Genomic DNA, 24,717 nt, shown 5'->3' with positions numbered 1-24,717 from the left:
GCAACCCATTGAAGCGAATAAAGAAATTATAAAAGAGAATGCCGCTCTGATTTGTAAGCCTGTTTTGTAAAGGACTATTCGTATCAGGTCCTGTCCGGCGTGTTGATTCGCTGCCGAGGCAGCTTCCCACAGGCGGGAGTGGGCGACGAAGCCGCCGTGGGAGCCAGCCTTGCTGGCGAAGGTTTTGAAGAGAGAAGAATGCGCCTGCGGGCAGGCTCCCACAGGGTGTGAATGCAGGGTGGTGCTATTCGAAAACCGCAGCCACTGTCTCCACCTCGTAAACGCGGTCGATCCAATCTTCCAGCTGCTCCCGGCTGGCGCTGTTCAGCCTGGTTTCGATCTCCGCCGGCAGGTCGCCGAAGCGGCGCCATAATTGGCGCAGCAGGATGTTTCGGGCTTCGGTGGTGGAGCCTTGTTCGAGGCCCTTTTCGAGGCCTTGTTCCAGGCCTTGTTCCAGGCCTTGTTCCAGGCCCTGTTCCAGGCCCTGTTCCAGGCCTTGCTCGAGTCCTTGTGAAAGGCCTTGCTCGAGGCCTTGTTTGAGCCCCTGCCTGATTCCCTCCTGCCTGCCTTCCGCCAACCCTTCACGCCGAAACTGGGCTTTCCACACCCTCACTCTGTCTTCCAACATGCTATGTGCCTCCCTTAAAGTATGAATCTCCTGCCAGGGCACCTGCGAGTCCAGGCGTGGGCCTCGCCGACGCAACCATTCCAGAACGCCTTGCTGCAGGTATTGTTGCTCTGGATCCTTCAACCAGTCCACCAAACGCGCAATGACGCGCAGCATGTCTCTTGATGTTGCTCCGTTTTCTAGCGCGAACACCGCGGCAACCAGGTTCCTTTCTCTCAGATTACCCTTGTCTGCATAAAGCCCCTGGTCAACCAGGAAAAAACGCTGCTTGGGCAGATAGGGGTGCAATGCTTCCGGTGATTCCTGGATCAGATCATTAAGATCCGTGGCGGCACGCCAGCGCCGTCGGCCGTTGTACAACACAATGGGCAGAACCGCGGGCAGGCGCCCATCCACTTCCAGTTCCCCTCGCCGGATCAGGTCCTGATACAACAGACCAAGGTATGTCTGAATCCGGACGGGCATGTAACGGTCTTCCTTGGATTGAAACTCCAGCATCAGATAGATGTACAACCACTCCCTCTTCCAGCGTACCCGCCATAAGGCGTCGTTATGCCGGGCACGCAAGTCGTCGCTGACATAGCCATCACTGACTTTCTCAAGAGAGACAAAATCAAGCTCCCTCACCCAGCTCCCCTCCATGAATCCCAGCAATAGGTCCCGCACCATCTCCGCGTGTGCGAATAGAAACTTGTAGCTGGTATCGTGATCCGTCATATCCCCTCCCCTGGCAGGAGGACACCATGACACTGAGAAGCAGGATCAGTCTGTCAGCCGAAACGGAAAGACCTGTCAGCGAAAAGAGGTAGTGAACGTAAGAAAGGTTCGCGCCCTTCATTCGGCTCAGGTCTTGTCTGGCGTGTCGAATCGATGCCGAGGCCGCTTCCCAAAGAGGGAGCGTGAATGAGCCTCGAAGATGTATTCCAGAGAGAAAAAAGCGCTCAAACCAGAGGCCGATTGGTTTGGGGCCAATATGGAAGCAGGGAAGGCCCTGGTTGAGCGTGCATAAACAACAGCAAAAACCAACAAGTTCATCCACGATGGGAAACACAAGGCTTCCGATCGATACCGATCACTATCGCTCATCCCTTCCGGGCAGACAACCTTTTTCTTTAAAAAAATCAATAAAAAGAGTGACTTACGCTCTTATTTAAAGCTCACGGCGAGGAAGCCGCCACGGTCATTTCTTGCTGGGCCTGCCACGCCCGCGAAAGTGGATGCGCTCACCGGTCAGTGTTTCCAGCTGATCGGCATAGGCCCTGCTGCCGATGTACTGATTGCGTTTCACCCCGGCCTCTATACGTTCCCGTTCGCGCGCTTCACACCCCACCGTAAGCAGTTCCCTGAACGCCTCCCTGCGGCTGGACAGATCCGGCCCCAGTTGCAAAAAACTTGCGTCGAAATCGATCAATCCATCCGGCCCGCCTCGCATCCTCGCCCCGTGACTGCTCCAGCGATAGCGGCTCACCGAATGGGTCAGCCCCTCCATCACGGGCAGCAGTTCCATGTATCGCAGATCCGCCAACAACCACTGGCCGGGCTCCACCAAGGCGCTGCGAAAGCGGCCTTGCCAAAGCGGACCATCACGCCCGTAACGCTGGTTGAAATCCTGGCTGTAACGGCGCTGCACGTACTGAATGCAACAACTGAGGTCACCCGCATCGCGCATGGGACGCAGCAGCAAATGGGCGGCGTTGGGCAACAGGCACCAGCCGTGCACCCGCACCTGGAAGCGGCTTTTGGCGGCTTTCAGCAGACGCAGATACGCGTGATAATCCTGATGCTCAAGAAATACCGCTTCATGATCACAGCTTTCCTCGAAGATGTGATGGGCTTCCCCCACCACTAAAATACGTTTCTTCCTTGACATGCCCCTGCTCCATAGTTGCCTGTGGCCCTATCGGAATCGTTCTGTATTTCAGGTGGCTGCGCTGACTTCCCGGTGCCGGTGTGGCGCTGATAGGAAATTGCGGCGTTGTATTATTTTTATACAATTCGATTTATAACAAATAATTATTCTAGCGTCGATCACTTCCGAGGCCGCTCTGCGTCTTTTCAAGGCTTTCGCCCTTCACTTCGATTTCCCGCAATTCACTTCAAGCCAGTTTTTGCAATAGTGCCAATTCACGGCTCTTCTTTTATTTTTATTACAGGAAATGGAATAAGGTCTGGTCCAAAGTCACCCTTTCGCTCATAAGGATAAAACGAAATCAGCTCTTTCTTGAGGCGGGTGTAAGGGAACCTTTGGACAACACCCCGGAATCACCCTCCGCAGGGTGCGTAGCTTTGCAGCAGGAGATGCCGGATCGAGTCCGGCATGACGTTTTTCAGAGGCCGCTAAGGCGCTCGGCTCTCAAGCCGATAGATGCCCGGCTCATCCGTGACGACCCGGCCACTGGCCGTGAGCTCGGCGAGATGCTGTGAGATCGTTCGTATCTCGGCGTCCGTGACCCAGGCGGCATTGAATCCTGGGGGATAGAGAAGCCGCTGTTCCACCAGTTGTTCCAGTGTTCTCGGGGTGTGGCCCAGCAAATCCAGCAGCCGCTGCTCACGCTGATCGATCTTGGCGGCGAAGGCAGCGAGGTCGTTGAGAAAATGCTCCCGGTCGGTATAGACACCCCGGTGATGGGAGGTCACCCAGACTTTGGCGGGAATCTCCGGCAACCGCTCCAGGGTGCGGCGGAAGTCCCCCAGGTTCGAACAAGCGTCGCCGTAGTACGGGCCGAACCCGGTCAGATCGATGTCACCGATAAAAGCCACGCCCTCGGGCTCCACCAGCAGCACACAATGGCCCGCGGTGTGGCCGGGCATGTGGAAGGCCCGGACCGTGGACCCGCCAAGATCCCAGCACGCGCCGTCCTGGTAACCTTGCGCGTCCGGACGCGGGGCGTAAAAGAAATCCCTCTGGAACTTCTTCAGTGTTTGCTCGATACGCTCTTCCGATGTCATACCGAAGGCCGCCACCAGGCCTTCCCAGCTTCGCACCGATGGCAAGTCCGCCTCGTGCACATGGACCTCCGCCTCAGGAAGACGGTGCAGCCCCGCCATATGGTCTTCATGCACATGCCCCATGATCACCATTTCGGTGATGTCGAACTCATCGCCGATATAGTTCGATACAATGGGGGTGTCGAATGCCGCGCGTGTATCCGTCCCTCGTATGAGTACCTGATTGCCGTCGGGATACTTACCACTTTTTTCGCCAAACAGAACGGAAACCCGGCCAAAGTCAGCGCGCTGGACAGTTATATTGGAAGCCTTATTGTTCTTGCCTGAATTCATTTTATTAACCTTCTTGAAAGAATGTCATGCAATACCAGTAGACACTTTATAGCAGTGGGCAACGCAAAGGCATATTGACACCGTTTATTGTCGGCATCGGGCGTTCTCCAGCGCGCCTGCCTCCTCCTTCAGCCAGTGCCAGAACACCCGCACGGCCCGGTCATGCCGGCGCCCGGGCGCGGTGGCGATGTGGTAATGGCAGGGAATCGTCCAGGCACCGGGAAAGGCCACGGCGAGGCGCCCACTTTCAAGAAACGGCGTCACCAGGGGGCGGACGCCAAGGGCGACACCCTGACCGCGGACGGCGGCTTCGTACAAGACCTGCAGGCTGTCGAAACGGAGCCGTTCCTGGCTGGACCAGGATGGTTGTCCCGCCCATTGAAACCAGTCACGCCATTGATTGGCGGGGTACACGGCTTCGAGCAGGCGGTGCCGGGGCAAGTCCTCTTTCCGAGCGGGCGGCGGCAAGCCATAGGTCAGACGCTCGGCGCAGACCACCTCGGCGGAGACCGCCATTAGCGGTTCCGAAACCAGGTGAGGCCATTGCCCGTCGCCGAAGAGAATCCCCACGTCGGCGGCACCGCCCACCAGGTCAATATCCCCGGAACGGGTTTGCAGGATCAGTTCGATGCCCGGTTCGCGCTCTTGGAAGCGATGCAGGCGGGGCAACAACCAACTGATGGCGAGAGACTGGGAAATCCCCACCCGCAATGGGCGGTATGCCGGATCCGGAGCCATCCACTCGGTGGCGGCGCGCAAGGCCTGATAACCCGGCTCCAGACGCAGAAGGTATCGGCGTCCAGCGGCGGTGAGTTGGGGAGAGGGCCTGGAGCGATCGAACAGCTGCACGCCGATGTGCTCCTCCAACGCCTGGATACGACGGGAAAACGCCGATGGACTCAGCCCCAGTTTCTCCGCCGCGTCACGAAACCCGCCGGCGCGCGCGGCGACGATGAACGCTTCGATGGCCCCCCAGGGGGGCGAGCGCCGGTTCACATTCGCGTCTCCTCGGAGATGAGCTCACCAGTAAAGCACGTTTGCCTGATCCACGCGTACCCGGCCTTCCAGCACCTCACGGTAGACCCGCTCCACCGCCTCCTCCCCCCTGGAGGAGCGGATTTCCAGCCATCGTGCCGCGTGCCGGTAAAAACGCGCGGAGTGATCCCGTACCGTCTCCGCCAGACGTTGCCCGCCCCAGGCCCGCCGCCGGGCAAGAATGTGATCCGGCGCGAAGAACAACGTCGGCGGCGGCCCAGGCAAACCCGGCTCCTGCCCACGCAGATTCGACGAGGCCGCGTCCCAGTGGGCAAAGCCTACCCGGCAACTGTGACGGAGATTATCACCGAGGTGCAGGTGCACCGCCGCCCGGCTCCGCTGGTTGCCGGAAATGTCCACGTAGACCGACGGCCGGCACCGGACCTTGTCCAGATCGGAATAACACAGCACCGTGTCGTAGAGCCCGGTGCTTTCCACGAAGCGGCGATTGGCCCGGGCGGTGAGCCCGATCACCTCGCCAACAGGACGCTCCTCGCTGGTCAGCATGAAGCCCAGCCCCAGTGCGGTTTTGCTGGAAGCGCTGGAAATCAGGATCTGCTCGGCACCAAAGGCCCGCTGCTGCTGTAGCCAGTCGGCCAGAAAGAACGACAGGCTGAACAACGGCCGCAACACCAGATGGGGGTTTTCCCGGTCCGTTTCCGGCTCCGCCACGCGAGTGTATTCGTTATAGGTGGATGGCAGTTCGCGACGATGTCCGGCGCCGTCCAGAAAACGGCGGGCGGTCACGTTCCGCGGCGCCAGGCGCAGGTGGCTGCTCATCGGAAAGTAGCCATAAATGCGCTCGCCCACCGCGATCGTCCCATGCCTGGAAGCAATAACACGCCCATACCCCCACACCGGCACGGAACCCCAGCCGTCCGCCCGCGGGAAGAAGTCCCAGTAACCACCGCTGTCTCCCAAACGCGCGTAGGTGATGTTGTTGGCGGTAAGCGCGAACTTATCCACCAGCACCTCGATCTCGCCCTCCGGCAGAGACGGCGGTCGTGGCTCCCGCCGCCAGCGAACGGTGCGCGGGTCGTCGCGCCGTACAAGAAAATGGGCCGGGTCACTATTGTTCATAATCATGCTCTCCCTTTGCGAGGCCCATCCTAAGTGGCAGGCTTCCTCCGGGTCGATTGCGTTAAGTGCAATCCGCGTTGCAACAAACATGGGGCGATATACATTCAGAGACTTCTCCAAAGCCGCGGTAGAAGCTTCGTAACCCATCAGAGGGAAACGAATGGCATGCCGGATAGCGGGGCATTGTTCGTTGAGTCCGAACACTGCTGTCGAGAAAGTAGGCATGATCCCGGGAAGGCCTGTGGTTAACCTCAACAAGGACGGTGACCTCCCCTCCCTTTGATTCGAGGATTCGCCGCAACGCATACGCAACTAAAGTCCAGTAAGGAGAGAATGGATATGACCGCGCAGACTCTGGAAAACAAAGTCGCCGTGATCGGCGCCGGCGCCAAGAACCTCGGCGGGCTGATCAGCCGCAAAATGGCGGAAGACGGGGCCAAGGTGGTGGTGCATTATCATAGCGACGGCTCCAAAGCGGATGCCGACGCCACGGTACAAGCCATCAAGGATGCCGGCGGTGAGGCTCTGGCGGTACAGGGCGACCTGAGCAAACCGGAACAGGTTACCGCTCTGTTCGACCAGGCCATATCCCACTTCGGCGGCGTGGACATCGCCGTGAACACGGTGGGCAAGGTATTGCGCAAACCGATCCTGGAAACGTCGGAAGACGAGTACGACTCGATGTTCGACATCAATGCCAAGGCGGCTTATTTCTTTATCAAGGAAGCGGGCCGAACCCTCAACGACAACGGCAAGATCATCACCATCGTCACCGCCTTGCTGGGGGCCTTCACCGACGGCTACTCCACCTATGCCGGCGGTAAAGCGCCGGTGGATCATTTCACCCGGGCCGCCGCCAAGGAGTTCGGTTCGCGTGGCATTTCCGTCACCGCCATCGCCCCGGGCCCCATGGACACGCCGTTCTTCTATCCCCAGGAAACCCCGGAGCGGGTGGAGTTTCATAAGTCCCAGGCGATGAATGGTGACCTGACCAAGATCGAGGACATCGAACCGATCGTGCGTTTCCTCGCCACCGACGGCTGGTGGATCACTGGCCAAACGATTTTCGCCAACGGCGGCTACACCACGCGCTGAGAGTGACGTGGCCAGCCTATTGGTCCTGGAGATATGATTTCGCGCTGTATTCGCTGGCAAGCCAGTTTCCCACGGAGAATGCCACGAAGCCACTATGGGAGACCGGCTTGCCGGCGAATCGGCGCGTGAGCATCCCTACATGTTGGGTGCAAACGGGCCTTTTAATTTAGGGAAATGACTATGCGTACGCTTCTTTTTATCGTCGCGGGACTACTGTTACTGGGTTTGCTGCAGTTATTCAGCCGCCCACACTGGCGCGGTCGCGCGGCTCTGGGGTTTATCGTGGTGTGGCTGCTGGTCAGTGCCGTCAACCTGAACCAGGGGCTGCGCGCCGGCTATGCGCTCGGTGAAGAACTGCTGGTGCATTTGTTCCTTTTCGGCATTCCCGCCCTTGCCGCGCTTTGGGCCTGGTGGCAGCAAAGCGTCTCGAAAAGATGAGCGAGGGTCCTTGAACGCCGCCATCTGGGGGCACATCATCACGCCGGATCAGCGGAAGACCTCACCAATCGTCAGACTGTCGAACAGGCGATCGATCCACCGGTCCAGCTCATCCAGACACGCCGTATCCAATTGTGACTCGATATGCGGGGGAATATGACCGAAACGGCGCTGCAGCTGCCGTTGCAGAATGGAACGAGCGACATCAGTGGCGCCCTTTTCAACGCCCTGCTGCCATTGCTGGGCCACGCCCTGGGACAAGCCCGCCTGTCGATATTGCTGTTGTGATTCTTTTATTCTTTCTACCAGCATGGTGTTTGCCTCTTGCCAGTTTCGTCCGCGCCTCACGGCGTTTGACGTTCCATGATCCGACTTTGAGTCTAACAGATGTCCGGCTCCCGGCTAGCCCCTATTCCGCCAGCGGCAGCCCGGCGGCACGCCATTCCATGATCCCCGCTTGATAACGGCGCACCTGGAAGCCCCGCTCGCGCAACAAGCGGGCGGCATCATGGGAGAATGTGCAATAAACGCCACGGCAATATGCCACGATCTCGCGATCCCTCGGCAACGCCGACAGCATGGTTTCCAGCTCCACCACCGGCGCGTTCAAGGCACCAGGCAGATGCCCCGCCCGATATTCTTCACGGGGACGCACATCCAGCAAGGTCACTTCCCCCTGCTCCAGGGCCCGCTGCAATTGCGCGCGGGTCATCGGCTCCAGGGTTTCACCGGCATCGTCATCGTCGAACAACCTCCCCATGAGGCGTTCCATCTCCGCTATATGCGTTTCCGCCACCTCCTGCATCAGAGTCAGTAGTCGCAGGATGCGTTCGTCCGTGAGCCGATAGACCATTTGCCGCCCGTCCCGGCGGGCGGTGACCAGCCCGGCGCGGCGCAGATGCTGGAGATGCTGCGACGCATTGGCGATGGACAGGCCGCTGGCCCCCGCCAGTTCCTCCACCGGCGCGTGCTTCTGAGCCAAATGTTCCAGCAATGCCAGCCGATGGCCGCTTCCCAAGGCCCGCCCCACTTGCGAGAGCACATCAAACAGTTCCTGGCGAGACACGGGCATGCATGGACCTCAAATGATCAATAAATCAATTGAATAAAACCTTATCCAAGGTCGCCGTTTATCGCAATCGATACCATCAAGACGCCTATTCGCTGCCAAGGCAGCTTCCCACAGAGAGGGCTACGGAGCCGCTGCGGGAGGCTGCCTTGGCAGCGAATTACAGGTAAGCGGACCGGCGGCCAGAGAAAAGCTCAACGGCGGCGGCGCGCCTTGCGACGGCGGGGAGTTCTGGATACTGAGCCCTTGGGACGGCCGGGGCCCCGGCTGGCCAAGCGGACACCGGTGGCTTTTTCCACCTGGTCGGTGAAGCACTCGTCACCGGTAAGCTGGTTGCGGTGAATGGCGTTATCGACCCGGCACCATTCGGCATCGTGCATTTCCCGGCTCAGAAGCTGGCGGTAGAGTTTCTGCCGCTCCACTTCATCGCTGTGCAGCGCCAGATAGTCCGGATGATCATCCAGCGGATAACCGGCCATGAACCCCATGCGGATGACATGGCTGGACCAGTCGTAATGATCAATACAGCCCACCCCCGCCATGCTCATGGGCAGAGATTCAATATAACGCATGGTGGACAACGACCACGGGCCCCATTGCACCGGGCTCGAGCGATAGCGCCCGTCCCAGAGCCGGCCATTACGCTTGGCGATACGGTTGTGTCGGCGCACCGTTCTGACCGACAGCGATTTCATGAACTCACTAATGCGCCGGGGATCGCCCATGGGATCAAGCAATAAATTGACCTGATCGCTCAACAGGCACCATGCATAAATCCTCACACCCAATTTAGTGCGCAGATCCTGAACATCCAGCAAGTATTTATGAAATTCTTCCACCTCCCGGAATATCCGCTCGCCGGCTCGGGCTCGCTGCATGATATGACAGGGGAAGTCTGGAAGAATAAAACGCCTCTTCCGTGGCATGGCCATGCTCTCTGCACAGTCTTTAATTATATTTCGGTAATTTTACACTTCACCCTAAAAATACCAACCCGAAATCGGCGCCATGACAAGGATTTTATCTGTCCCCTTTTGTTTTGCCGCGACAGCCTACTTGAAACAAGGCTACGGACCTTGTTTTTCCGTATAAAACACGCGCCCAACATAGCGAATCACGCTATTTTAAATAATATTAACAACGCTCTTTTAAGAAGCCGTTAAAAAATCATGGGAAATTTTAAAGAACAACAAAATCACTGAAAAACACCTCCGTCGTCATGCTGAACTTGACCCTGGCATGACGTTTCTCGGAGGGCTCAAAAAAAACGGCACCCTGAGGTGCCATGAAAGAGCCAATGTTGGCTTGAAGGCAGAAATCGTCGTTACTTTTCGGAGCCTCTGAAAAACGTCATGCCGGACTCGATCTTGTGTCATGCCGGACTTGATCCGGCATCTCCGGCCACCAGGCCGTGTACCCTGTAGAGGGAGATCCCGGGTCAAGCCCGGGATGACGGGGTGTTTTTCAGAGACTCCCTTTTCGTTATCCTTTTAACGGCGATGCTCTGAGCAGAGCTTCACGGATGGTCGCGGCCTCACCGTCCGGCACGCCCCGTCCCATGAATAACCGATAACATTCCCGGCGATCTTCTTCGTCGTTCCCCATGCGCAAATAGCCCAGGTAAGGATCCAGCAAGGCACTGGGTTCGATGCCCATGCGGGCCCGAAAGCTGCTCCAGGCGTAGTTCCAGGGCATGTCGCACTCGCCGGCCCGCACCGGCAGGAATTCCATATAGCGCATGCAGGCCAGCGGCCAGTACCCCGGGGCCACCTGACACAGCTGAAAGCGCTGCTCCCAACGGCGGCTGGCGGTGCTCGGCGCCGTAATCCGACGCGGCTCCACCTGAAACAGGCTCAGCGACTGCATGAATTCGGTGGCGTCCTCACTACTGCGAAACGGGCCGGTAAGAATACTGGCGCTCACGGGCAGCAGGCACCAGGCGTAAATCGGCACCTCAAAACGCAATTTGAGCTCGTACAGATTGGCAAGATAGCGGCGGCAATCGAGGTTGTCGCGGAACACGCTGCGCATGGCGTCTCCGCACTGCTCGAAGTAATTGAAATATCCGTTTATCACGGGACGCTGAGTCCGGGGCATGGCTCCTCCTGAGCACTTTTTCATTCCATCGTGCCTGACATTGAACATCAGTCAAGCGGTTGTTGTCGTGGCCTGGCGCCGAAATTGTGAATCGGTTCCCAGGGTGATGGGTTCACCGCCAGGGCAGCTCCCACAGCAGCGTTGTCGTTCCCTCTGTGGGAAGCTGGCTTGCCAGCGAATAATCCAAACACCCGGATCTATCCCATTCGCTGGCAAGCCAGCTTCCTACAGCGGCTTCGTAGCAAAACGGTGGGCGTGCATCCCTCGGTCGTGTACGCACTTACTCCTGCTCCGCCTCCCGCTGCTCCTCATCCGCTCGCCACAGGCGATAGCGCAGTTCGAACCCCTCCGGCAGATAAACCACCACCGGCAGCCGGCTGTTGTAGGGCACCACGAAGCCATCACCGTTAACGCCGACAAAGGCGTCATGACGGGTATCGTCACCACAGCCCATCAGCGTGGACGCCGGCCCGCTGACGTCGGTCAACCGCCAGTAAGAGTAGCCCCAGCCGTTCAGGGTCTGTTGCTCCAGCTTGCCGTGGAACCAGGTGTGGTTGCAGTCCACCGACTGGATTTTACCGGGCATCAGCTCCACCTGCATGCGGGCCGGGTCTTCCGCCTCGGGCAACCGGATCACCCAGCGCTGGTAACCTTCCTCCGCTTGCGGATAAGGCGCTATTTTTTCCAAAGGCAGCGGCTCCCGTGGGCGCGGCTCGGACTCAGCCGCCAAGGTCGGCAAGGCGGCGGTGAGCAGCACCCCGCCCAGCAAAGCATTGATCCTTGAATTCATTTTTCAGCCTCCATTCACTATGCGGCCGCGCCATTGGACGCGCCCCTTTAACTACCTGTTCTCGAACTGTCGCCCCAAACTCCCCACATCGATTTCGCGGGGTGGCCAGGCAGGTTTCCCTGTGATCGACAATCCTCGCAAAGGTTGCATCGAAAACCACTGAAAAGCGGTCAAATACAGTAAAAAGGCGACCGTTCATCTACTTTTACAGTCCTTTTATGGTGTTTCCGCTTCGCCTCACGCCACAATCGGGGTATTGGCATTAACCATGGAGGTTCTGGCCATGATGATGATTCAGTTGAATCCGGCGATTCCCCTGAATACCCCCAGGGGCGAGGGACTGGCCCACGTACTGATCGACTATGGGCCGGAACACGAGCTGTACTGGACCGTGTTTCTCTCCGAAACCGGAGATGTCTATACCTTTTCCAACGGTGAGGTGCGTGCGTCAAAAAACGTCAAACTGGGTCGCTTAAAGCCCGAACGACCCAAGACCAACGGCCACGCGCAAAACCTCATTACCTGACACGGGAATCGATCCTGAGCTGGCTTCGCGGCACCGGCAGCCAGCACTGACCCGTCTCGGGGACAAACAATGCCTGAAGCCCGAGATCCGATCCGGGCTTCGGGAAACGGGCTTTATGGTATTTTTTCTTCCCTCTTCCCATGCCCCGGCACCAGGATTCGCTGCCATGGCGGCTTCCCACAGCGGCTCCGTAGCCCCTCTGTGGGAAGCGAGCCGCTTGCTCGCGAATTCATATATCCAAGACCAACAACGCCTCTTGCCCCCCGGTTGGCAGCCGAGACAAAAGTTGCCGTCATTACAGCAGTGAACATATGTTTACTTTAAAATCGATAATGCCTGGCGGACGATAACAAGAGCCAACCCCTTACTTTACGGGCGTTCCAGCGCTAATCCCTTCACCCTCTTCTTTGTGTCCCCTTTTTCGGAGTACAGTTCAGGTCAGGGTATACGTTTTGTGTCCCCGTATTGGTGCGCACAAAGTAAACTTTTTGGCCTTTTTTGTTTCTTTTTTCCTTGGACCTTAGCGCCGGAATCATTCACCAACCCTCCCGCAGAAAACATATAACCTTCTGTTTTTTATATATTTTTTCATTTCGTCAAGTGTCTTGAAGAGCTTCATTTCAATGACAAATTCTGGACACAGTCAGTTCTGTCCTACCCTACCCCTTGTACGCCGCTCTACCCCTTCACTCTCCCAAATCCAAGGGCGGCACTACATAAAAAAAATGCCAAGAAGATCACATAAGAAATTGGAGGATTGTCACCAATGTCATCACGCTCCCGCCTGAGAAACGGACTTCGCGCCGGCGCTTTGTTGCTTGCCCCCGCGATCGCTTCCGCGAACATGGGTAACCTGGCCACCACCTACGGCGTCATGCCCAGCGATGTCGCCACCGTCCAGGCCCTCTCCATGTTCAATACCCAGGTCTCCACCGCCTTTTACAATCCCGCTTATCTGGCCCGCGACACCCGCGGTGAAATGACCGCCGGCCTCATGCACGCCGATCCCAACCTCAAGGCGGACAGCCAGAACCACGGCACCTACAAGGTCCAGGACGACCCCGCCCAGCAGATCCTGCTTGGCCTTCGTACCGATCTCTCCGACATCACCGAACTGGGCCAACCCATCGTGCTCGGCCTGCTGATCGGCTCCGAGAAGTACTCCCAGGAATTGATGGCGTTCAACTCCAGCACCGCCCCCTATGGGCAATACTTCAGCCACGGCCGCGAGCCGCTGTTTCTGTCCCTGGGCGTCGGCACCAACATCTGGCGCGGCCTCGCCATCGGCTTCGGCACCCGCATCACCCTGCACTCCGACGCCAAGCTCTACGCCTGGAGCAACCTCTCAGGCGATACCCAGTATGAGCAACTGGACGTTACCGCCAAGCCGGTACTGCGTCCCATCGTCAGCATGAGCCTGGACTGGAAGGAAACCTTCTGCCCGGACGCCGAGTGCTGGTACAACGGCGTGGAAACCGCTTTTGCGTTCCGTGGCTACTCCTACGCCCGGGTCAGTGTCGATGCCAACATGGTGATCCCGGAGACCATTCCGGAACCCGGCCTGTTCATCAATCTGAGCACCATCGACTCCTATCAGCCCAACACCTATGTGTTCGGTACCCAGGTCAAAAAAGGCAAGTGGCGCACCGGCGTGGCCCTGGAATTCCAGGAGTGGTCCAAGCTCGAAGACAAGCTGACCTCCGGTCACGACGACATCAAGGATGTGGGTGATCTGCAGTTCCGCGACACCTTTACGCCGCGTATCGGCGTGGAATACGAGTTCGAACCCGGCATCGGCTTCTCCGGCGGTATCGCCTACCAGGAATCGCCGCTGGAAACCGGCGTCAATCGGGAAATCAACTACCTGGATGCCCGCCGCACCATCTTTGGTCTGGGCTTCCACGCCACCGCCAACCGTGTCTACGGCTTCAAGCACCCGGTGCGCTTCGATCTGGCCTACCAGTACCACGCCATCGGCGAGCGGGACTTCCGGGTCCTCTCCGACCAGGAAAGCAACGACGACCGCGTCAAGACCGACGGTGACGTCAGTGTTTTCGCCGCCTCCATCAGCATGCAGTTCTAAGGAGTAGACATGAATACGTTGACCCTGAAGCGGGGGGGCCTGCTGATTGCCTCCGCTCTGATTCTCAGCGCTTGCGGCGGCGGTGGCGGCAGTGACATGCCGGGCCCTGGCACCGGCGATAGCAAAACGCAGAGCCTGCTCTACGCCTACCCCGACAACGGCCAGACCGAAGTGCCGACGCCGGTCCCGGTGGTACTGCGCTTCTCCAGCGCCGTCACCGTGGACGATGCCGAAGCGGCCATTACCCTGCATGAAGGCGACGCCAGTGGCCCAACTCTGGCCGCCACCTTCTCCACCGTGGACGGCGAACCCCGCGGCCTGGTACTGAACCCGGACGACAAACTCAAACCGCTCACCGACTACACCGTGGTGATCAGGAACCTGAAACTGGAAAAAGGCACCGCCGCCAATCAGGTGGTGAGCTTTACCACCCGGCCACTGCATGAAGGCCCGCGCTCCCTGGTGGTCAGCAGTGACGACTTCGTCATCGAACGGCGCATCCCCGACGGCGGTAGCAGCGAACCGGTGATGGACTTCTCCACCTTCCGCTTCCAGTTCAGCCAGCCCATCGACCCGGCCACCGTGCACTACGGCGACGCCCCGGCCAGCAGCACCGCGCCGGCGGACAACGTGGGCCTGTACGACAGCCAGGGTAATCTGGTGGACGCGGTGCTGGTGGTCAACGACCGCTACATGACCGTGGACCCGAACCCGCAGTCCGACGATCCCGAAAACCCGTATTTCACCTACCTGACTCCGGGCGAGAACTACACCCTGCGCCTGGGCGACGGCATCACCAGCGTCTATGGCGAGACCTTCGGCGGTGACGAAATCGCCTTTACGCCGAAGGACTCCTCACCGCGTGGTGAACCGGGGATTCTGGTGCAGCGCATCACCGACTCCGCCAACCGCACCAACCTGTCACCGTTGACCGGCAAGCCGATCAACGAAGTGCCGGTGAACGGCGTGCTGCTCGGCGAAGACGCCAACATCACCCAGGCCAGCAACAACGCGGTGATGGCGGAACTGGCGGACGTCACCCAGTACCCGGACGTCACCCCGATCCGTCTGCCGCGTAACACCGTGCTCGACGGCAGCAGCATCGACGTCCTGATCGGCGGCCACGTACCGGCGGGCTTCTCCTCCGGCCAGGTGGAAATGCGCATGCTCAGCGACGCCACCGGCTACCTGGTGCCCAACCCCTATAACAGCAACCGCAGCGACGCCCTGCGCATCGTGCACCTGTTCATGGACGTGGCCATCGCCACCGAGGACCCGCGCACCAACGGCGCCTTCACCCAGGACATTCTGCACATCGAACTGATCGGCACCGCCGCCGTGGACACCACCGAAGGCGTACTCAACATCGATGCCGTCAGCGTGGTGGAACCGAACGTGCTCGGCCAGGAATACGGCTACGGCTTGCTCAGCTTCCAGCTGCAATCGTACAAGGACCAGCAGAATCCGCCAGTGGATGCGGTGGCTGAGATGGAAGATAACCAGCCGCCGGTTCTGCAGAGCTGGACTTTGGGGGACTATGAGGACTTAGCAACAAACCAATTACAGCCCAAATCTTATCTCTATCAACCAGGTGATCCAATCATCATCAACTTTAATGAGCCCCTGAACATTAAAACTCTGGCAGGGAAATTATCGCTATATGAAAATGGCTCCCCGATCAATATCGATTACAGAACGGATGGGGCAGCTCTTGTCATATACCCGGAAAATCCTCTTTCTTACGATAAAGAAAACACCCCCATAGAATATGAACTTACTTTCGACCCTGCAGGTGTAGAGGACCTTTCTGGTAACGCTCTATCAACAACCGATCTAGGCCTATTCCGTCTCCCCCTACAGGTTGAAAACCGAGAGCAAGTAGTATTCGGCACCCCTACTGGTGCACTAGTCCCCACTGAAAAACGCTCTCCTCTAGTCCTATCAGCCTATCCTGGATTCCCCTGCGCTTTGGACCCCGATACCACCGACCTCGCCAATGATGATTCCGGGCGCTGCTTAGGCGGTTTTCCAGGACTTAACTCAGGGACTGAATACGATATGAAACCTGAGGATGACCATATACCAGTAATGCATCTACCTGGTAATATGCCCATCATCGTAACATTCTCAAAGAATATTGATCCAAAAAGCGTGCTGTTAGGCGACAGCTTCATTGTCGAGTCGATAAACCCCGATGGATCAATTATTTCGGAGGTTTCTGGCAATATTGAAATTCATCCCCGATCTATCACTTTCTATCCTGACCAGCCCTGGTCAAAGGGCCAATTATATCGATACAGCCTAGCGTCAAATGGAGACATTAATTCCTCCTCAGCGATCTGCGACGGCACTGGTTCTATTTGTGATGGAGAAGGCTTACCTCTTCAAACTCAGATTCTTGGGGAAATATCAATTTCGGAGGTAGACCCACCAAACCCCAGCTCTTTCTTCCCTCCCGAAAGAGAGTATAAAACGCTAAAGACAAAAATAAGCTCCACAGCTGGTGGGCCTAGTATATCTCAATACTTTAGAGGGGGTGATTTCTCAAACTCGGTAATTCAGCAACTCGTTGCTGCACCTAGCTCGGATACAAACGCCAATTTTATTCATGAAGCCAATGAAGCTGTTGGCGACGGTGTCTTCGCCATCGAAATCACCGATATCTATCGCTATCAATCGGAAGAGAGCGGCGCTTTTGGCCAACCTTTGGATCCAAAATCAGATCCTGAACTAGATCCAAATGGTGTCTTGCCTCCTCCCAATAGCGCCAAGATTGTTTCTCGTGACACCAAAGGCCTACCACCATCTGAAGCACCAGTTTTAAATGGAGTCAACGTTGGCTGCGGCTATGCCTCTACAGTGCCATGGGACGAATCTGATCCTTTTAACTCTTATGGCATCCCGATGGAATGCCCTGAGCAGAAATTCACATACTTAACTGGAGCTTTGACTGCTCTGGTGACAAACACTTACGATCAAGATAATGGGATAAAAGTGGAGATCATGCCTGCGCAAATCATGTCAACCGCTCTCACAGTCAGACAGCATGCGGGAACATACTCCTTCCTGATTGCTTCTAGTGGAGCTCAAGTCATGAGAATGCGCTACGAAGAAGATGAAAATGGGCAGAGAACGATGCCTGTAACAGGCCATATAACAAATGGACCGAATGGAAAGCCTTTATTAAAGGCAACTGTTGACTTGTATGTGGATGCTCCAGAATTATCAGAGGTCGGCCTTCAATTTAATGAGCCTTCCCATTCGCTAATCAGTTACCCCATAACAATGGAACTATCGGGAGAGGTATCGTTCCTTGATGATGGAAGAATGTTAATCGACCAGTACAATCTTAACCCAGTGGATATCGATATTAGAGTCCAGGTTCCGGACGGGTCATGGGGGGGGAGTATGCTCTTAAGAATTCCTGCTTATGGGAACAGACTTCAATATATATCCAGCCCAATAAAGCAATGAAGTAGCAGGATGGGGGAGTCTCCTCCCCCATCCTCTTATACCATCAGACATATGGCTCTTACCGCGACAGATCCCACTTTCCATTTCTGGGCGAACTGCGTCATGTTGATCTTTGTAAGCAGCGGGCGGGCCCATCGTGAGAAGACGGTCGTGGTCTTCGCGATAGTGTCCACTTATTTCTTAGTAGACACTATTCATGGACCCTTGAAGCGTAGCTCAGCCGCAACCTCACCCCCCGTCGGCATAGCCGCCGCTTCTCCCGGGAGTTCAAGACCAGCATCGTATCGGCCTGTTTGGAGCCCGGCGTGTCCGTTTCCCGCATCGCCCTGGACAACCAACTCAATACTAATCTGCTCCGGCGCTGGATTTGTGAAACTGAGCAAGCCGACCAAGTAACAGCCTCACCCAGGTTTATGCCCTTGGCCGTACCAACTGCTTCGACATCGACGACGCCCGGAGCGGGCCGACCCACGGATCGGCATGGCCACATCCGCATCGAAGTACCTCGCGCTGGTGGAGCGGTTGTCATGGAGTGGCCCGCCGAGCAGGCACATCAGTAGCGGAAAGTCCCGGACGGGTCAGGCACAGTCAAAACCCTGAACTACAGTCTGAAACGCTGGGCGGCGCTGAAGCGTTACCTGGACGATGGTGCAGTGCCGACCGACAAAACAACCGGGTGGAAAACCAGATCTGGCCCTGGGCGCTGGGGCCTAACAAATGGCTGTTCGCGGACTCACTCCGCAGTGGCTAGCGTGCCGCCGCCGTCATGAGCCTATCCAGTCGGCAAAGCTGAACGGCTACGATTCCTACGCCTATCTGAAGGACGTGCTGGCCCGCCTGCCAACGCAGAAAGACAGCGCCATCGACGAACTCCTGCCGTACAACTGGACGCCGGCCTCCGCCCGACAAGATGGATTCGCCAGACGCTTACGCTTACCAAGATTACTTGACCACTAAAATGCCGAGACGCACAAAAAACCGCCCCCTTAGAGGAGGGCGGCTTTCAACTTCTAACCTACCTAGCTGAAGTAAACGGTCTTACCAGATATTTGCATCGCCATTAGGCTGGCTAGCAAGATCACCAGTCACCGTACAACCGCCGCTACTAATGGCGGCATTGGAGAAGCTGAATACGGACGGATCAGAAACATCAGTATCACCATTCCGGAAGGAAACCGGGCTAATAGTGCCACTACACGGCCCCAGCGGAGTAGAGATATTGAGGTTAGTGAAAGTAATGTTGGTGATCGGATTTAAAGCGTCTGCGTCATTCGGAAGTGCAGTTTCATCCTTGGTTGCTGTCCACCAAGTGGTGCTATCGGACGGATCCAGGTTAAGGTTAACTGCCAGGCACAGAGCGCTGCCAGTGACGCTACCATCTTTAACCACAATGCTCACATCTGGCAAAGCAGAGGTCACCAGATCACCAACAAGCTTCAATTCACAGGTCAAAGGAATCCCTTTAACCAAGGTAGTCGTGCCGCTGAAAGCAACGCTTGTAACATTCGGGCCAGCATAGTCAAACTGGTTAGGAACATTAGCCGGAGATACCGCCGCCTGAGCACTGGCAGCCCCCATCAGAGCCGCACCGCCGATCGCCATGATCAAAGCTTTCTTCATATTCTTCATGATCAATTCCTCATTAGTCCATATTTTGGGTTGGTGGCAAGTCGTTACTGCTTCCTTTGGCTTGCCGTGGCCGGTACCGGTCGCTGTGTTGCCCCCCGTACCGACTGACTATGAGGTTACAACGGTGCACAGTTGTGTCTTAAGTTGATCTTTCGAAATCCGCCATTTATCGTTCAGTTACATTTTAAAGGCGCTCTTAAATCAATCACTTAGCATCAGTTACCTGTCCCCCTTTTGCTTCCCGGAAAGGCGCTAAAAGGCCAAGGTCCGGGCAAAAAAGATACATTTATGCCGCAAAGGTTTACCTACCGCCAAAACACCACAAGCTTATTAACTTGCTGTTTTTTATGAAAATCTGAAACAAGGTTCCGAAACACGAGCCCCAAAAAGCGTGCGCGAAGCGTTGGCATTTTACGAACGGAGGATGGAAAAGACGTGCCCCCGCTCATCGAGCGGGGGAAGCGCTGAAAAGCTCAGGATTTCCGGCTTCGAGGGCGGGTCCGGTTACGTGATGTAACCGTCTTGGATGCCTTGCTGATGGCGGATTGGGTGAACATATCATCACCGATGGGCTGGCTGCGGCGCAGCGCCAGTTCGATATGGCGCCACTCCTGCTCGCTCTGACCTTGCCGCATCAGCAGGCGGTAGCTTTCCCGCCGTTCTTCATCGGTACGGCCAAGCGCCAGGTAATCAGCGTGGGGATCGAGGCAATAAGGTTCCGCCCTGCCCATGCGTTCCCGGTAGCTGGACCAGCGGTAACTGGCCACGTGCACCGCTTCTCCCAGCATCACCGCTTGCAGTTCGATGCCGCGTACGGCGGCAAGAAACCAGTAGCCGGTTTGTACCGGAGAGGAGCGGTAACGCCCTTCCCACAGGCTGCCGTTTTGCTGGCGCCGCCGGTTACGATGGCGTGTGGTACGCAGGGAAAGTGCCTTCATGAATTCCGGCAGAGCCTCCGGATCAGACCCCGGGTCGAGCAACAGATGCACCTGGTTGCTGAGCAGACACCAGGCGTAGATACGCACGCCCAGTTCCTCTCTCAGTTCGCGCATGTCGCGCAGGTATTTGCGGAAATCCCCATCGGTGTGGAATACCGTTTGCCCACGGAATCCCTGCTGCATGACGTGATGTGGATGCCCTGGAAGAATCAACCGCCCGCTCCGTGGCATGGTCGTCCCCTTTTTTCGCTGTTATTTTTTTCCGAGGCCGACGGATTTTAATCCGCCGGTGCAGTCATTCACTTTGAAACGACCGATTGATTTTGTCCAGGGTTTCTGTCCCCTTTTTTGTAACCCGCCATCCATGGCGGTTACCCTGCGGGCCGTTGCCAAGGCAACGTCAAAAATCGTTCCCGACGATTTGTTTGTAACCCGCCATCCATGGCGGTTACCCTGCGGGCCGTTGCCAAGGCAACGTCAAAAATCGTTCCCGACGATTTGTTTGTAACCCGCCATCCATGGCGGTCATTTTTCAAATCGGCGATATCAATCCGCCATCATGGCAATTCGCTTAATATCTCCGACGCCATTTTGTAAGAACGCAAACGGGCATCGTGGTCGAATATGCCGGAGGTAATGATGACTTCATCCACTTGGGTTTTGTCGAGAAACTCCCGCAGCCCTTCGGTGACCGTGGTTTTATCGCCGACCATGGAATAACGCAGGGCCTGCTCCACGCCGGCCCGCTCCAGCGGCGACCAGAATTCATCCATGTTTTCCAGCGGCGGCGGCAGCGGCCCTGGGCGGCCGCGGCGCAGGTTGGTGAACTGCTGCTGCACCGAGGTAAACAGCCGCTGAGCTTCACGGTTGTCGTCCGCACCGTAGACGCCGATACCCGCCGCGGCGTAAGGCTTGTCCAGGTAGCGTGACGGCTCGAAGCGGTCGCGGTAGATCGCCAGGGCGTCGTGCAGGGCTTCCGGCGCGAAGTGGGAGGCGAACGCGAATGGCAGGCCGAGACGAGCCGCCAGTTGCGCGCTGAACAGGCTGGAACCCAGCAGCCACACCGGCACCTTGGTGCCCACGCCGGGGATCGCCTTGACCCGCTGTTCCGGGTCCGGGTCATCCAGATAGGCCATCAGTTCCTGCACGTCCTGGGGGAATTCCATGGCGCTGGATTGCAGGTCGCGACGCAAGGCGCGGGCGGTTTCCATGTCGGTGCCCGGCGCCCGGCCCAGTCCCAGGTCGATGCGGCCGGGGTGCAGGGACGCTAGGGTGCCGAACTGCTCCGCCACCACCAGCGGCGCATGGTTGGGCAGCATGATGCCACCGGAGCCGACCCGGATGCGCTGGGTGCCGGCGGCGATGTGGGCGATCACCACGGCGGTGGCGGAGCTGGCCACGCCCGGCATGTTGTGGTGCTCCGCCACCCAATAGCGGGTGTAGCCCCACTGCTCGGCGTGGCGGGCCAGATCCAGGGAATGGCGAAACGATTGGGTGGGATCCCCGCCACGCAGGATGGGACAGAGATCCAGAACGGAATAGGCCGTCATATCAACTCCCGAACGAACAAACGATGGGCAAAGAGATGGGGCAGTTGGCGGCAAAAGTCAAAGAAAAGCCAGGCACGGCCGGCGCTTGGCATAGGAATGGGCAAGGATCGGCGATGAAGTCGCAAGCCGTCTCGCCACGGATAAGACGACGGAGCGGCCGTGGGAAGCTGGCTTGCCAGCGAATTGCCAACAGCGGGGCAAGCCATTCGCGGCCAAGGCCGCTCCCACGGCGGCTTCGTAGCGCAATCCATGGGAGTCAGCCCGCTGGCGGATCGCGGACCGGCGTCAGGCGCCGTTGAGCAAGCGTTTCAGGATCTGGTCCTTGAGGTGCAGCCGATGGCGTTTCAGCGCTTCCATTTCGTCGTCGCCGATGGGGCTTTCGCGCAGTTCCAGGCCACGAATCTGTTTATCGAGTTTATCGTGTTCCTGGATTTGGGAGCGGAACCCCGGATCGCCGCGGGCCAGGTCGTCGATCCGGGCGTGGTGTTCGGGAAATTCGTGGTGAATGCTGTGTATCTCGCCAAGCATGTCGGTCCCTCATCAACGGGCGGTCGCAAGGACGGGCGGGTCTCTCCAACGCTAACCCAGGGCCCGGAGCCTGTCGAGAGGTCCGGAAGCCCCTGAAAAACGTCATGCCGGACTTGATCCGGCATCCCCCGTTACTAAGTGCCCCCCTCCGGAGGGAGATCCCGGGTCAAGCCCGGGATGACGCGGTATTCTCCAGAGGCTCGCTAGAACCCCCGGGCGGTCTTGATCATTTCGTAGGCCTTGCTGATTTCCGCGGTTTTTTCCGTGGCCATGCGGATCATTTCCTCCGGCACGCCGCGAGCCGCCAGCTTATCCGGGTGATGCTGGCTCATCAGTTTGCGGTAGGCTCGCTTGATCTCCTGATTGGAGGCGGAAGGCTCCACCCCCAGCACGCCGTAGGCCTCATTGATGGAGGGGCGGCTGGCGCCGGGCTGGCCGCTTCCGGCACCACCAGCGCCGCCGCCGGCTCCGGCGAAGCGGGCCTGAGCCAACAGCATGTTGAGGATCTGACGGAACTGGTCCGGCGGCACCCCGAGCCCGTTGGCCACCCGGATCAGAATCCGTTCTTCCTCCGGTTTCAGTTCTCCGTCCGCCAGGCAGGTCTGCAGCAGGATTTCCAGGAACACCAGCACCAGATGGCGGCGCTGACGAATGCGCTGCCGGAACTCCGTCACGGTGGCGTCCAGGGGAAAGTCCGCCGCCTTCCCCCGGTTGAAGCAGTCGATAGCGTGACGACGCTGTTCCGGATTCAATTGCATGCGCGCCATCACGGCTTCGGCGTGCTGGATCTCGGTGCGACTGACCTGACCATCGGCCTTGGCCAAATGCCCCATGATCGAGAACACCGCCGACATCAGCGCATCCTGTACTTGCTCCTTCTCGCCGGGCCGATAGGGCCGGAACGGGTTGAACGATTGCACCCGCTCCACGCCACGGTCCAGGAAATGTCCGATCAGCACGCCCACCGCCAAGCCGATGGGGCCACCCACCAACATGCCGAGCAGCCCGACGATGATCTTGCCACCCCAACTTCTCATAAAGACTCGCTTGCTCCTGCCCTTTGTGAAAAAGCCGGTGACGAACGCTCACCGGCTCCAGTGGATACGGCCCGCGATTAAGCCGGCAGCCAACCCAGGCTGTCCAGGGTGTGTCCCAAAGGCCGGTATTCGGCGCTGACCCAACCCTGATAGCCAATATCGTCCAGACGCGCGAACAGCGTCGCCAGCGGCATCTCGCCGCTGCCCGGTTGATGACGGCCAGGCGCGTCGGCGAACTGCACATGCCCTATATGGGGCCGCAACCGGGAAAGGGAAGCCGCCACCGCCTCCCCCATCACCCAGGCGTGGTAAAGATCGTACTGCAGGCGCAAATTGGGCCGGTCCGCCGCCGTGATCGCGGCCAGCGCCTGGTCGCTGGTGGCGAGAAAGAATCCGGGGATATCCACCCGGGTGTTGATCGGCTCCACGGTCACTTCCCTGCCCTGCTCCGCCAGTCGGTCGGCGGCGTAGCGTAAATTGTGGACCAGCGTTTCGAAGCAGTGTTCCGGATCAGCGCCGGCGGCGGGAATACCGGCCAGGCAATTGACCCGAGGACAGTCCAGCGCTTCGGTATAAGCCAGGGCCCGTGCAACGCCATCGCGGAATTCCGCTTCCCGGTCGGGCAAGGCGGCCAGACCACGGTCGCCAGCGCCCCAGTCCCCCGCCGGCAAATTGAACAGCACCTGCCGCAGGTCGTGCTCGCGCAGACACTCCGCCAGCACCGTCGGTGCCCATTCATAGGGAAACAGACACTCCACGCCCTTGAAGCCCGCCTCGGCGGCGGCGGCGTAGCGCTCCAGAAACGGCAATTCGGTGAACAGTAAAGTCAGATTCGCGGCGAAACGGGGCATGCGGGGATTCCCAGACCAAGGCGCCGCCATAGGTTACCCGATCCCACCGCCCCCACAAACAAAACCCGCCCCGTGTAGACCGGACTTCCGTGGGAAGCTTGCTTGCAAGCGAATGGGATTCTCTCGAGCGCTTGGCAATATTCGCTTGCAAGCAAGCTTCCCACAGCGGCTTCGTGGCCCGGCTCTGTGGGAAACTGCCTGGGCAGCGAATTGTCTTCACCGCCGTTGGCTCATTCGATTGCAAGCAAGCTTCCCACAACGGCTTCGTGGCCCGGCTCCGTGGGAAGTTGCCTGGGCAGCGAATTGTCTTCCCCGCCGTTGGCTCATTCGCTTGCGAGCAAGCTTCCCACAGCGGCTTCGTGGCCCTTCTCTGTGGGAAGCTGCCTGGGCAGCGAATTGTCTTCACCGCCGTTGCCCCATTCGCTTGCGAGCAAGCTTCCCACAGCCGCCTCGTGGCCCAGCTCTGTGGGAAGCTGCCTGGGCAGCGAATTGTCTTCACCGCCGTTGCTGAATTCGCTTGCGAGCAAGCTTCCCACAGCGGCTTCGTGGTCCTTCTCTGTGGGAAGTTGCCTGGGCAGCGAATTGTC

Annotated in this window: 21 protein-coding genes and 2 pseudogenes; 7 read left to right on the top strand and 16 right to left on the bottom strand. The window is 58.1% G+C overall.

Annotated features, from left to right (window positions below; translation table 11 throughout):
- Window positions 1-244 precede the first annotated feature (244 nt).
- The 5 genes from E0L37_RS18155 to E0L37_RS18135 all read right to left on the bottom strand — a co-directional run bounded on the left by E0L37_RS18155 (window position 245) and on the right by E0L37_RS18135 (window position 6,025).
- Window positions 245-1,345 (bottom strand): Rpn family recombination-promoting nuclease/putative transposase, encoded by a 1,101-nt coding sequence (locus tag E0L37_RS18155; protein ID WP_133493078.1) that lies wholly within the window; start codon window positions 1,343-1,345, stop codon window positions 245-247.
- A gap of 463 nt (window positions 1,346-1,808) precedes the next feature.
- A complete protein-coding gene (locus tag E0L37_RS18150) occupies window positions 1,809-2,498 on the bottom strand; it encodes a transposase (RefSeq protein WP_133493077.1) in 690 nt (229 codons plus the stop codon).
- A 467-nt stretch (window positions 2,499-2,965) separates the two neighbouring features.
- The gene (locus E0L37_RS18145) at window positions 2,966-3,910 is read right to left on the bottom strand and encodes an MBL fold metallo-hydrolase (protein ID WP_133493076.1); all 945 of its coding nucleotides are present in this window, start codon (window positions 3,908-3,910) and stop codon (window positions 2,966-2,968) included.
- An 84-nt stretch (window positions 3,911-3,994) separates the two neighbouring features.
- Window positions 3,995-4,906 (bottom strand): LysR substrate-binding domain-containing protein, encoded by a 912-nt coding sequence (locus tag E0L37_RS18140; protein ID WP_133493075.1) that lies wholly within the window; start codon window positions 4,904-4,906, stop codon window positions 3,995-3,997.
- 24 nt (window positions 4,907-4,930) lie between these two features.
- Window positions 4,931-6,025, bottom strand: a complete 1,095-nt coding sequence (locus E0L37_RS18135) for a DUF2855 family protein (protein WP_166643092.1) — start codon at window positions 6,023-6,025, stop codon at window positions 4,931-4,933.
- A gap of 339 nt (window positions 6,026-6,364) precedes the next feature.
- On the opposite strand from E0L37_RS18135, the gene E0L37_RS18130 reads away from it, so the two are divergent.
- Together E0L37_RS18130 and E0L37_RS18125 are read left to right on the top strand one after the other, a co-directional pair.
- Window positions 6,365-7,120 (top strand): SDR family oxidoreductase, encoded by a 756-nt coding sequence (locus E0L37_RS18130; RefSeq protein ID WP_133493073.1) that lies wholly within the window; start codon window positions 6,365-6,367, stop codon window positions 7,118-7,120.
- 180 nt (window positions 7,121-7,300) lie between these two features.
- Entirely contained in the window at window positions 7,301-7,558 is a 258-nt protein-coding gene (locus E0L37_RS18125; protein ID WP_133493072.1) for a hypothetical protein, read from the top strand.
- A 48-nt stretch (window positions 7,559-7,606) separates the two neighbouring features.
- Here the strand turns inward: E0L37_RS18125 and E0L37_RS18120 are convergent, their stop codons facing one another.
- From E0L37_RS18120 to eco, 5 genes are all read right to left on the bottom strand, one after another.
- Window positions 7,607-7,870 carry a DUF4351 domain-containing protein gene (locus E0L37_RS18120; protein ID WP_133493071.1) on the bottom strand — a complete coding sequence of 88 codons (264 nt, stop codon included), beginning with the start codon at window positions 7,868-7,870 and terminating at the stop codon, window positions 7,607-7,609.
- A gap of 97 nt (window positions 7,871-7,967) precedes the next feature.
- On the bottom strand, window positions 7,968-8,630 hold the full coding sequence (locus tag E0L37_RS18115) for a metalloregulator ArsR/SmtB family transcription factor (protein WP_133493070.1): 663 nt from the start codon (window positions 8,628-8,630) through the stop codon (window positions 7,968-7,970).
- A gap of 191 nt (window positions 8,631-8,821) precedes the next feature.
- A complete protein-coding gene (locus E0L37_RS18110) occupies window positions 8,822-9,505 on the bottom strand; it encodes a transposase (RefSeq protein WP_159661654.1) in 684 nt (227 codons plus the stop codon).
- A gap of 604 nt (window positions 9,506-10,109) precedes the next feature.
- Window positions 10,110-10,724 (bottom strand): hypothetical protein, encoded by a 615-nt coding sequence (locus tag E0L37_RS18105; protein WP_205655645.1) that lies wholly within the window; start codon window positions 10,722-10,724, stop codon window positions 10,110-10,112.
- Window positions 10,725-11,004: 280 nt separating this feature from the next.
- On the bottom strand, window positions 11,005-11,514 hold the full coding sequence (eco, locus tag E0L37_RS18100; protein WP_133493067.1) for a serine protease inhibitor ecotin: 510 nt from the start codon (window positions 11,512-11,514) through the stop codon (window positions 11,005-11,007).
- 283 nt (window positions 11,515-11,797) lie between these two features.
- On the opposite strand from eco, the gene E0L37_RS18095 reads away from it, so the two are divergent.
- From E0L37_RS18095 to E0L37_RS18075, 5 genes and pseudogenes are all read left to right on the top strand, one after another.
- Window positions 11,798-12,040, top strand: coding sequence for a hypothetical protein (locus E0L37_RS18095; RefSeq protein WP_014994944.1), 243 nt, complete (start codon window positions 11,798-11,800; stop codon window positions 12,038-12,040).
- Between the two features lie 766 nt (window positions 12,041-12,806).
- The gene (locus tag E0L37_RS18090) at window positions 12,807-14,123 is read left to right on the top strand and encodes an outer membrane protein transport protein (protein ID WP_133493066.1); all 1,317 of its coding nucleotides are present in this window, start codon (window positions 12,807-12,809) and stop codon (window positions 14,121-14,123) included.
- 9 nt (window positions 14,124-14,132) lie between these two features.
- The gene (locus E0L37_RS18085) at window positions 14,133-17,597 is read left to right on the top strand and encodes an Ig-like domain-containing protein (RefSeq protein WP_133493065.1); all 3,465 of its coding nucleotides are present in this window, start codon (window positions 14,133-14,135) and stop codon (window positions 17,595-17,597) included.
- A gap of 254 nt (window positions 17,598-17,851) precedes the next feature.
- Window positions 17,852-18,157 (top strand): annotated as a pseudogene (locus tag E0L37_RS21945) (transposase); the annotation flags it as partial.
- Window positions 18,158-18,163: 6 nt separating this feature from the next.
- Window positions 18,164-18,554 (top strand): annotated as a pseudogene (locus E0L37_RS18075) (transposase domain-containing protein); the annotation flags it as partial.
- Window positions 18,555-18,635: 81 nt separating this feature from the next.
- Here the strand turns inward: E0L37_RS18075 and E0L37_RS18070 are convergent.
- The 6 genes from E0L37_RS18070 to hyi form a co-directional block, all read right to left on the bottom strand.
- Complete coding sequence (locus E0L37_RS18070; RefSeq protein WP_133493064.1) at window positions 18,636-19,226, bottom strand: hypothetical protein; 591 nt, start codon at window positions 19,224-19,226, stop codon at window positions 18,636-18,638.
- A gap of 473 nt (window positions 19,227-19,699) precedes the next feature.
- Window positions 19,700-20,395, bottom strand: coding sequence for a transposase (locus E0L37_RS18065; protein WP_133493063.1), 696 nt, complete (start codon window positions 20,393-20,395; stop codon window positions 19,700-19,702).
- A 326-nt stretch (window positions 20,396-20,721) separates the two neighbouring features.
- Window positions 20,722-21,714 carry an LLM class flavin-dependent oxidoreductase gene (locus E0L37_RS18060; protein ID WP_022996355.1) on the bottom strand — a complete coding sequence of 331 codons (993 nt, stop codon included), beginning with the start codon at window positions 21,712-21,714 and terminating at the stop codon, window positions 20,722-20,724.
- A 285-nt stretch (window positions 21,715-21,999) separates the two neighbouring features.
- Window positions 22,000-22,242, bottom strand: a complete 243-nt coding sequence (locus E0L37_RS18055) for a YdcH family protein (protein ID WP_080531123.1) — start codon at window positions 22,240-22,242, stop codon at window positions 22,000-22,002.
- A 203-nt stretch (window positions 22,243-22,445) separates the two neighbouring features.
- Window positions 22,446-23,279 carry a co-chaperone DjlA gene (gene djlA / locus E0L37_RS18050; protein ID WP_133493062.1) on the bottom strand — a complete coding sequence of 278 codons (834 nt, stop codon included), beginning with the start codon at window positions 23,277-23,279 and terminating at the stop codon, window positions 22,446-22,448.
- Between the two features lie 77 nt (window positions 23,280-23,356).
- On the bottom strand, window positions 23,357-24,130 hold the full coding sequence (hyi, locus tag E0L37_RS18045) for a hydroxypyruvate isomerase (protein ID WP_063141586.1): 774 nt from the start codon (window positions 24,128-24,130) through the stop codon (window positions 23,357-23,359).
- Between the last annotated feature and the right edge of the window lie 587 nt (window positions 24,131-24,717).

Origin of the sequence: Alcanivorax sp. 24 (assembly GCF_004360225.1) — a bacterium.
GTDB classification, from domain to species: Bacteria; Pseudomonadota; Gammaproteobacteria; order Pseudomonadales; family Alcanivoracaceae; genus Alloalcanivorax; species Alloalcanivorax xiamenensis.
This window is presented reverse-complemented; position numbering and strand designations above follow the sequence as displayed.

Excerpts from the sequence above, each read along its gene's own strand:
- E0L37_RS18155 (WP_133493078.1), bottom strand. The coding sequence starts at position 1,345 with ATGACGGATCACGATACCAGCTACAAGTTTCTATTCGCACACGCGGAG.
- E0L37_RS18150 (WP_133493077.1), bottom strand. The coding sequence starts at position 2,498 with ATGTCAAGGAAGAAACGTATTTTAGTGGTGGGGGAAGCCCATCACATC.
- E0L37_RS18145 (WP_133493076.1), bottom strand. The coding sequence starts at position 3,910 with ATGAATTCAGGCAAGAACAATAAGGCTTCCAATATAACTGTCCAGCGC.
- E0L37_RS18135 (WP_166643092.1), bottom strand. The coding sequence starts at position 6,025 with ATGAACAATAGTGACCCGGCCCATTTTCTTGTACGGCGCGACGACCCG.
- E0L37_RS18130 (WP_133493073.1), top strand. The coding sequence starts at position 6,365 with ATGACCGCGCAGACTCTGGAAAACAAAGTCGCCGTGATCGGCGCCGGC.
- E0L37_RS18125 (WP_133493072.1), top strand. The coding sequence starts at position 7,301 with ATGCGTACGCTTCTTTTTATCGTCGCGGGACTACTGTTACTGGGTTTG.
- E0L37_RS18120 (WP_133493071.1), bottom strand. The coding sequence starts at position 7,870 with ATGCTGGTAGAAAGAATAAAAGAATCACAACAGCAATATCGACAGGCG.
- E0L37_RS18115 (WP_133493070.1), bottom strand. The coding sequence starts at position 8,630 with ATGCCCGTGTCTCGCCAGGAACTGTTTGATGTGCTCTCGCAAGTGGGG.
- E0L37_RS18110 (WP_159661654.1), bottom strand. The coding sequence starts at position 9,505 with ATGCAGCGAGCCCGAGCCGGCGAGCGGATATTCCGGGAGGTGGAAGAA.
- E0L37_RS18105 (WP_205655645.1), bottom strand. The coding sequence starts at position 10,724 with ATGCCCCGGACTCAGCGTCCCGTGATAAACGGATATTTCAATTACTTC.
- eco (WP_133493067.1), bottom strand. The coding sequence starts at position 11,514 with ATGAATTCAAGGATCAATGCTTTGCTGGGCGGGGTGCTGCTCACCGCC.
- E0L37_RS18095 (WP_014994944.1), top strand. The coding sequence starts at position 11,798 with ATGATGATGATTCAGTTGAATCCGGCGATTCCCCTGAATACCCCCAGG.
- E0L37_RS18090 (WP_133493066.1), top strand. The coding sequence starts at position 12,807 with ATGTCATCACGCTCCCGCCTGAGAAACGGACTTCGCGCCGGCGCTTTG.
- E0L37_RS18085 (WP_133493065.1), top strand. The coding sequence starts at position 14,133 with ATGAATACGTTGACCCTGAAGCGGGGGGGCCTGCTGATTGCCTCCGCT.
- E0L37_RS18070 (WP_133493064.1), bottom strand. The coding sequence starts at position 19,226 with ATGAAGAATATGAAGAAAGCTTTGATCATGGCGATCGGCGGTGCGGCT.
- E0L37_RS18065 (WP_133493063.1), bottom strand. The coding sequence starts at position 20,395 with ATGCCACGGAGCGGGCGGTTGATTCTTCCAGGGCATCCACATCACGTC.
- E0L37_RS18060 (WP_022996355.1), bottom strand. The coding sequence starts at position 21,714 with ATGACGGCCTATTCCGTTCTGGATCTCTGTCCCATCCTGCGTGGCGGG.
- E0L37_RS18055 (WP_080531123.1), bottom strand. The coding sequence starts at position 22,242 with ATGCTTGGCGAGATACACAGCATTCACCACGAATTTCCCGAACACCAC.
- djlA (WP_133493062.1), bottom strand. The coding sequence starts at position 23,279 with ATGAGAAGTTGGGGTGGCAAGATCATCGTCGGGCTGCTCGGCATGTTG.
- hyi (WP_063141586.1), bottom strand. The coding sequence starts at position 24,130 with ATGCCCCGTTTCGCCGCGAATCTGACTTTACTGTTCACCGAATTGCCG.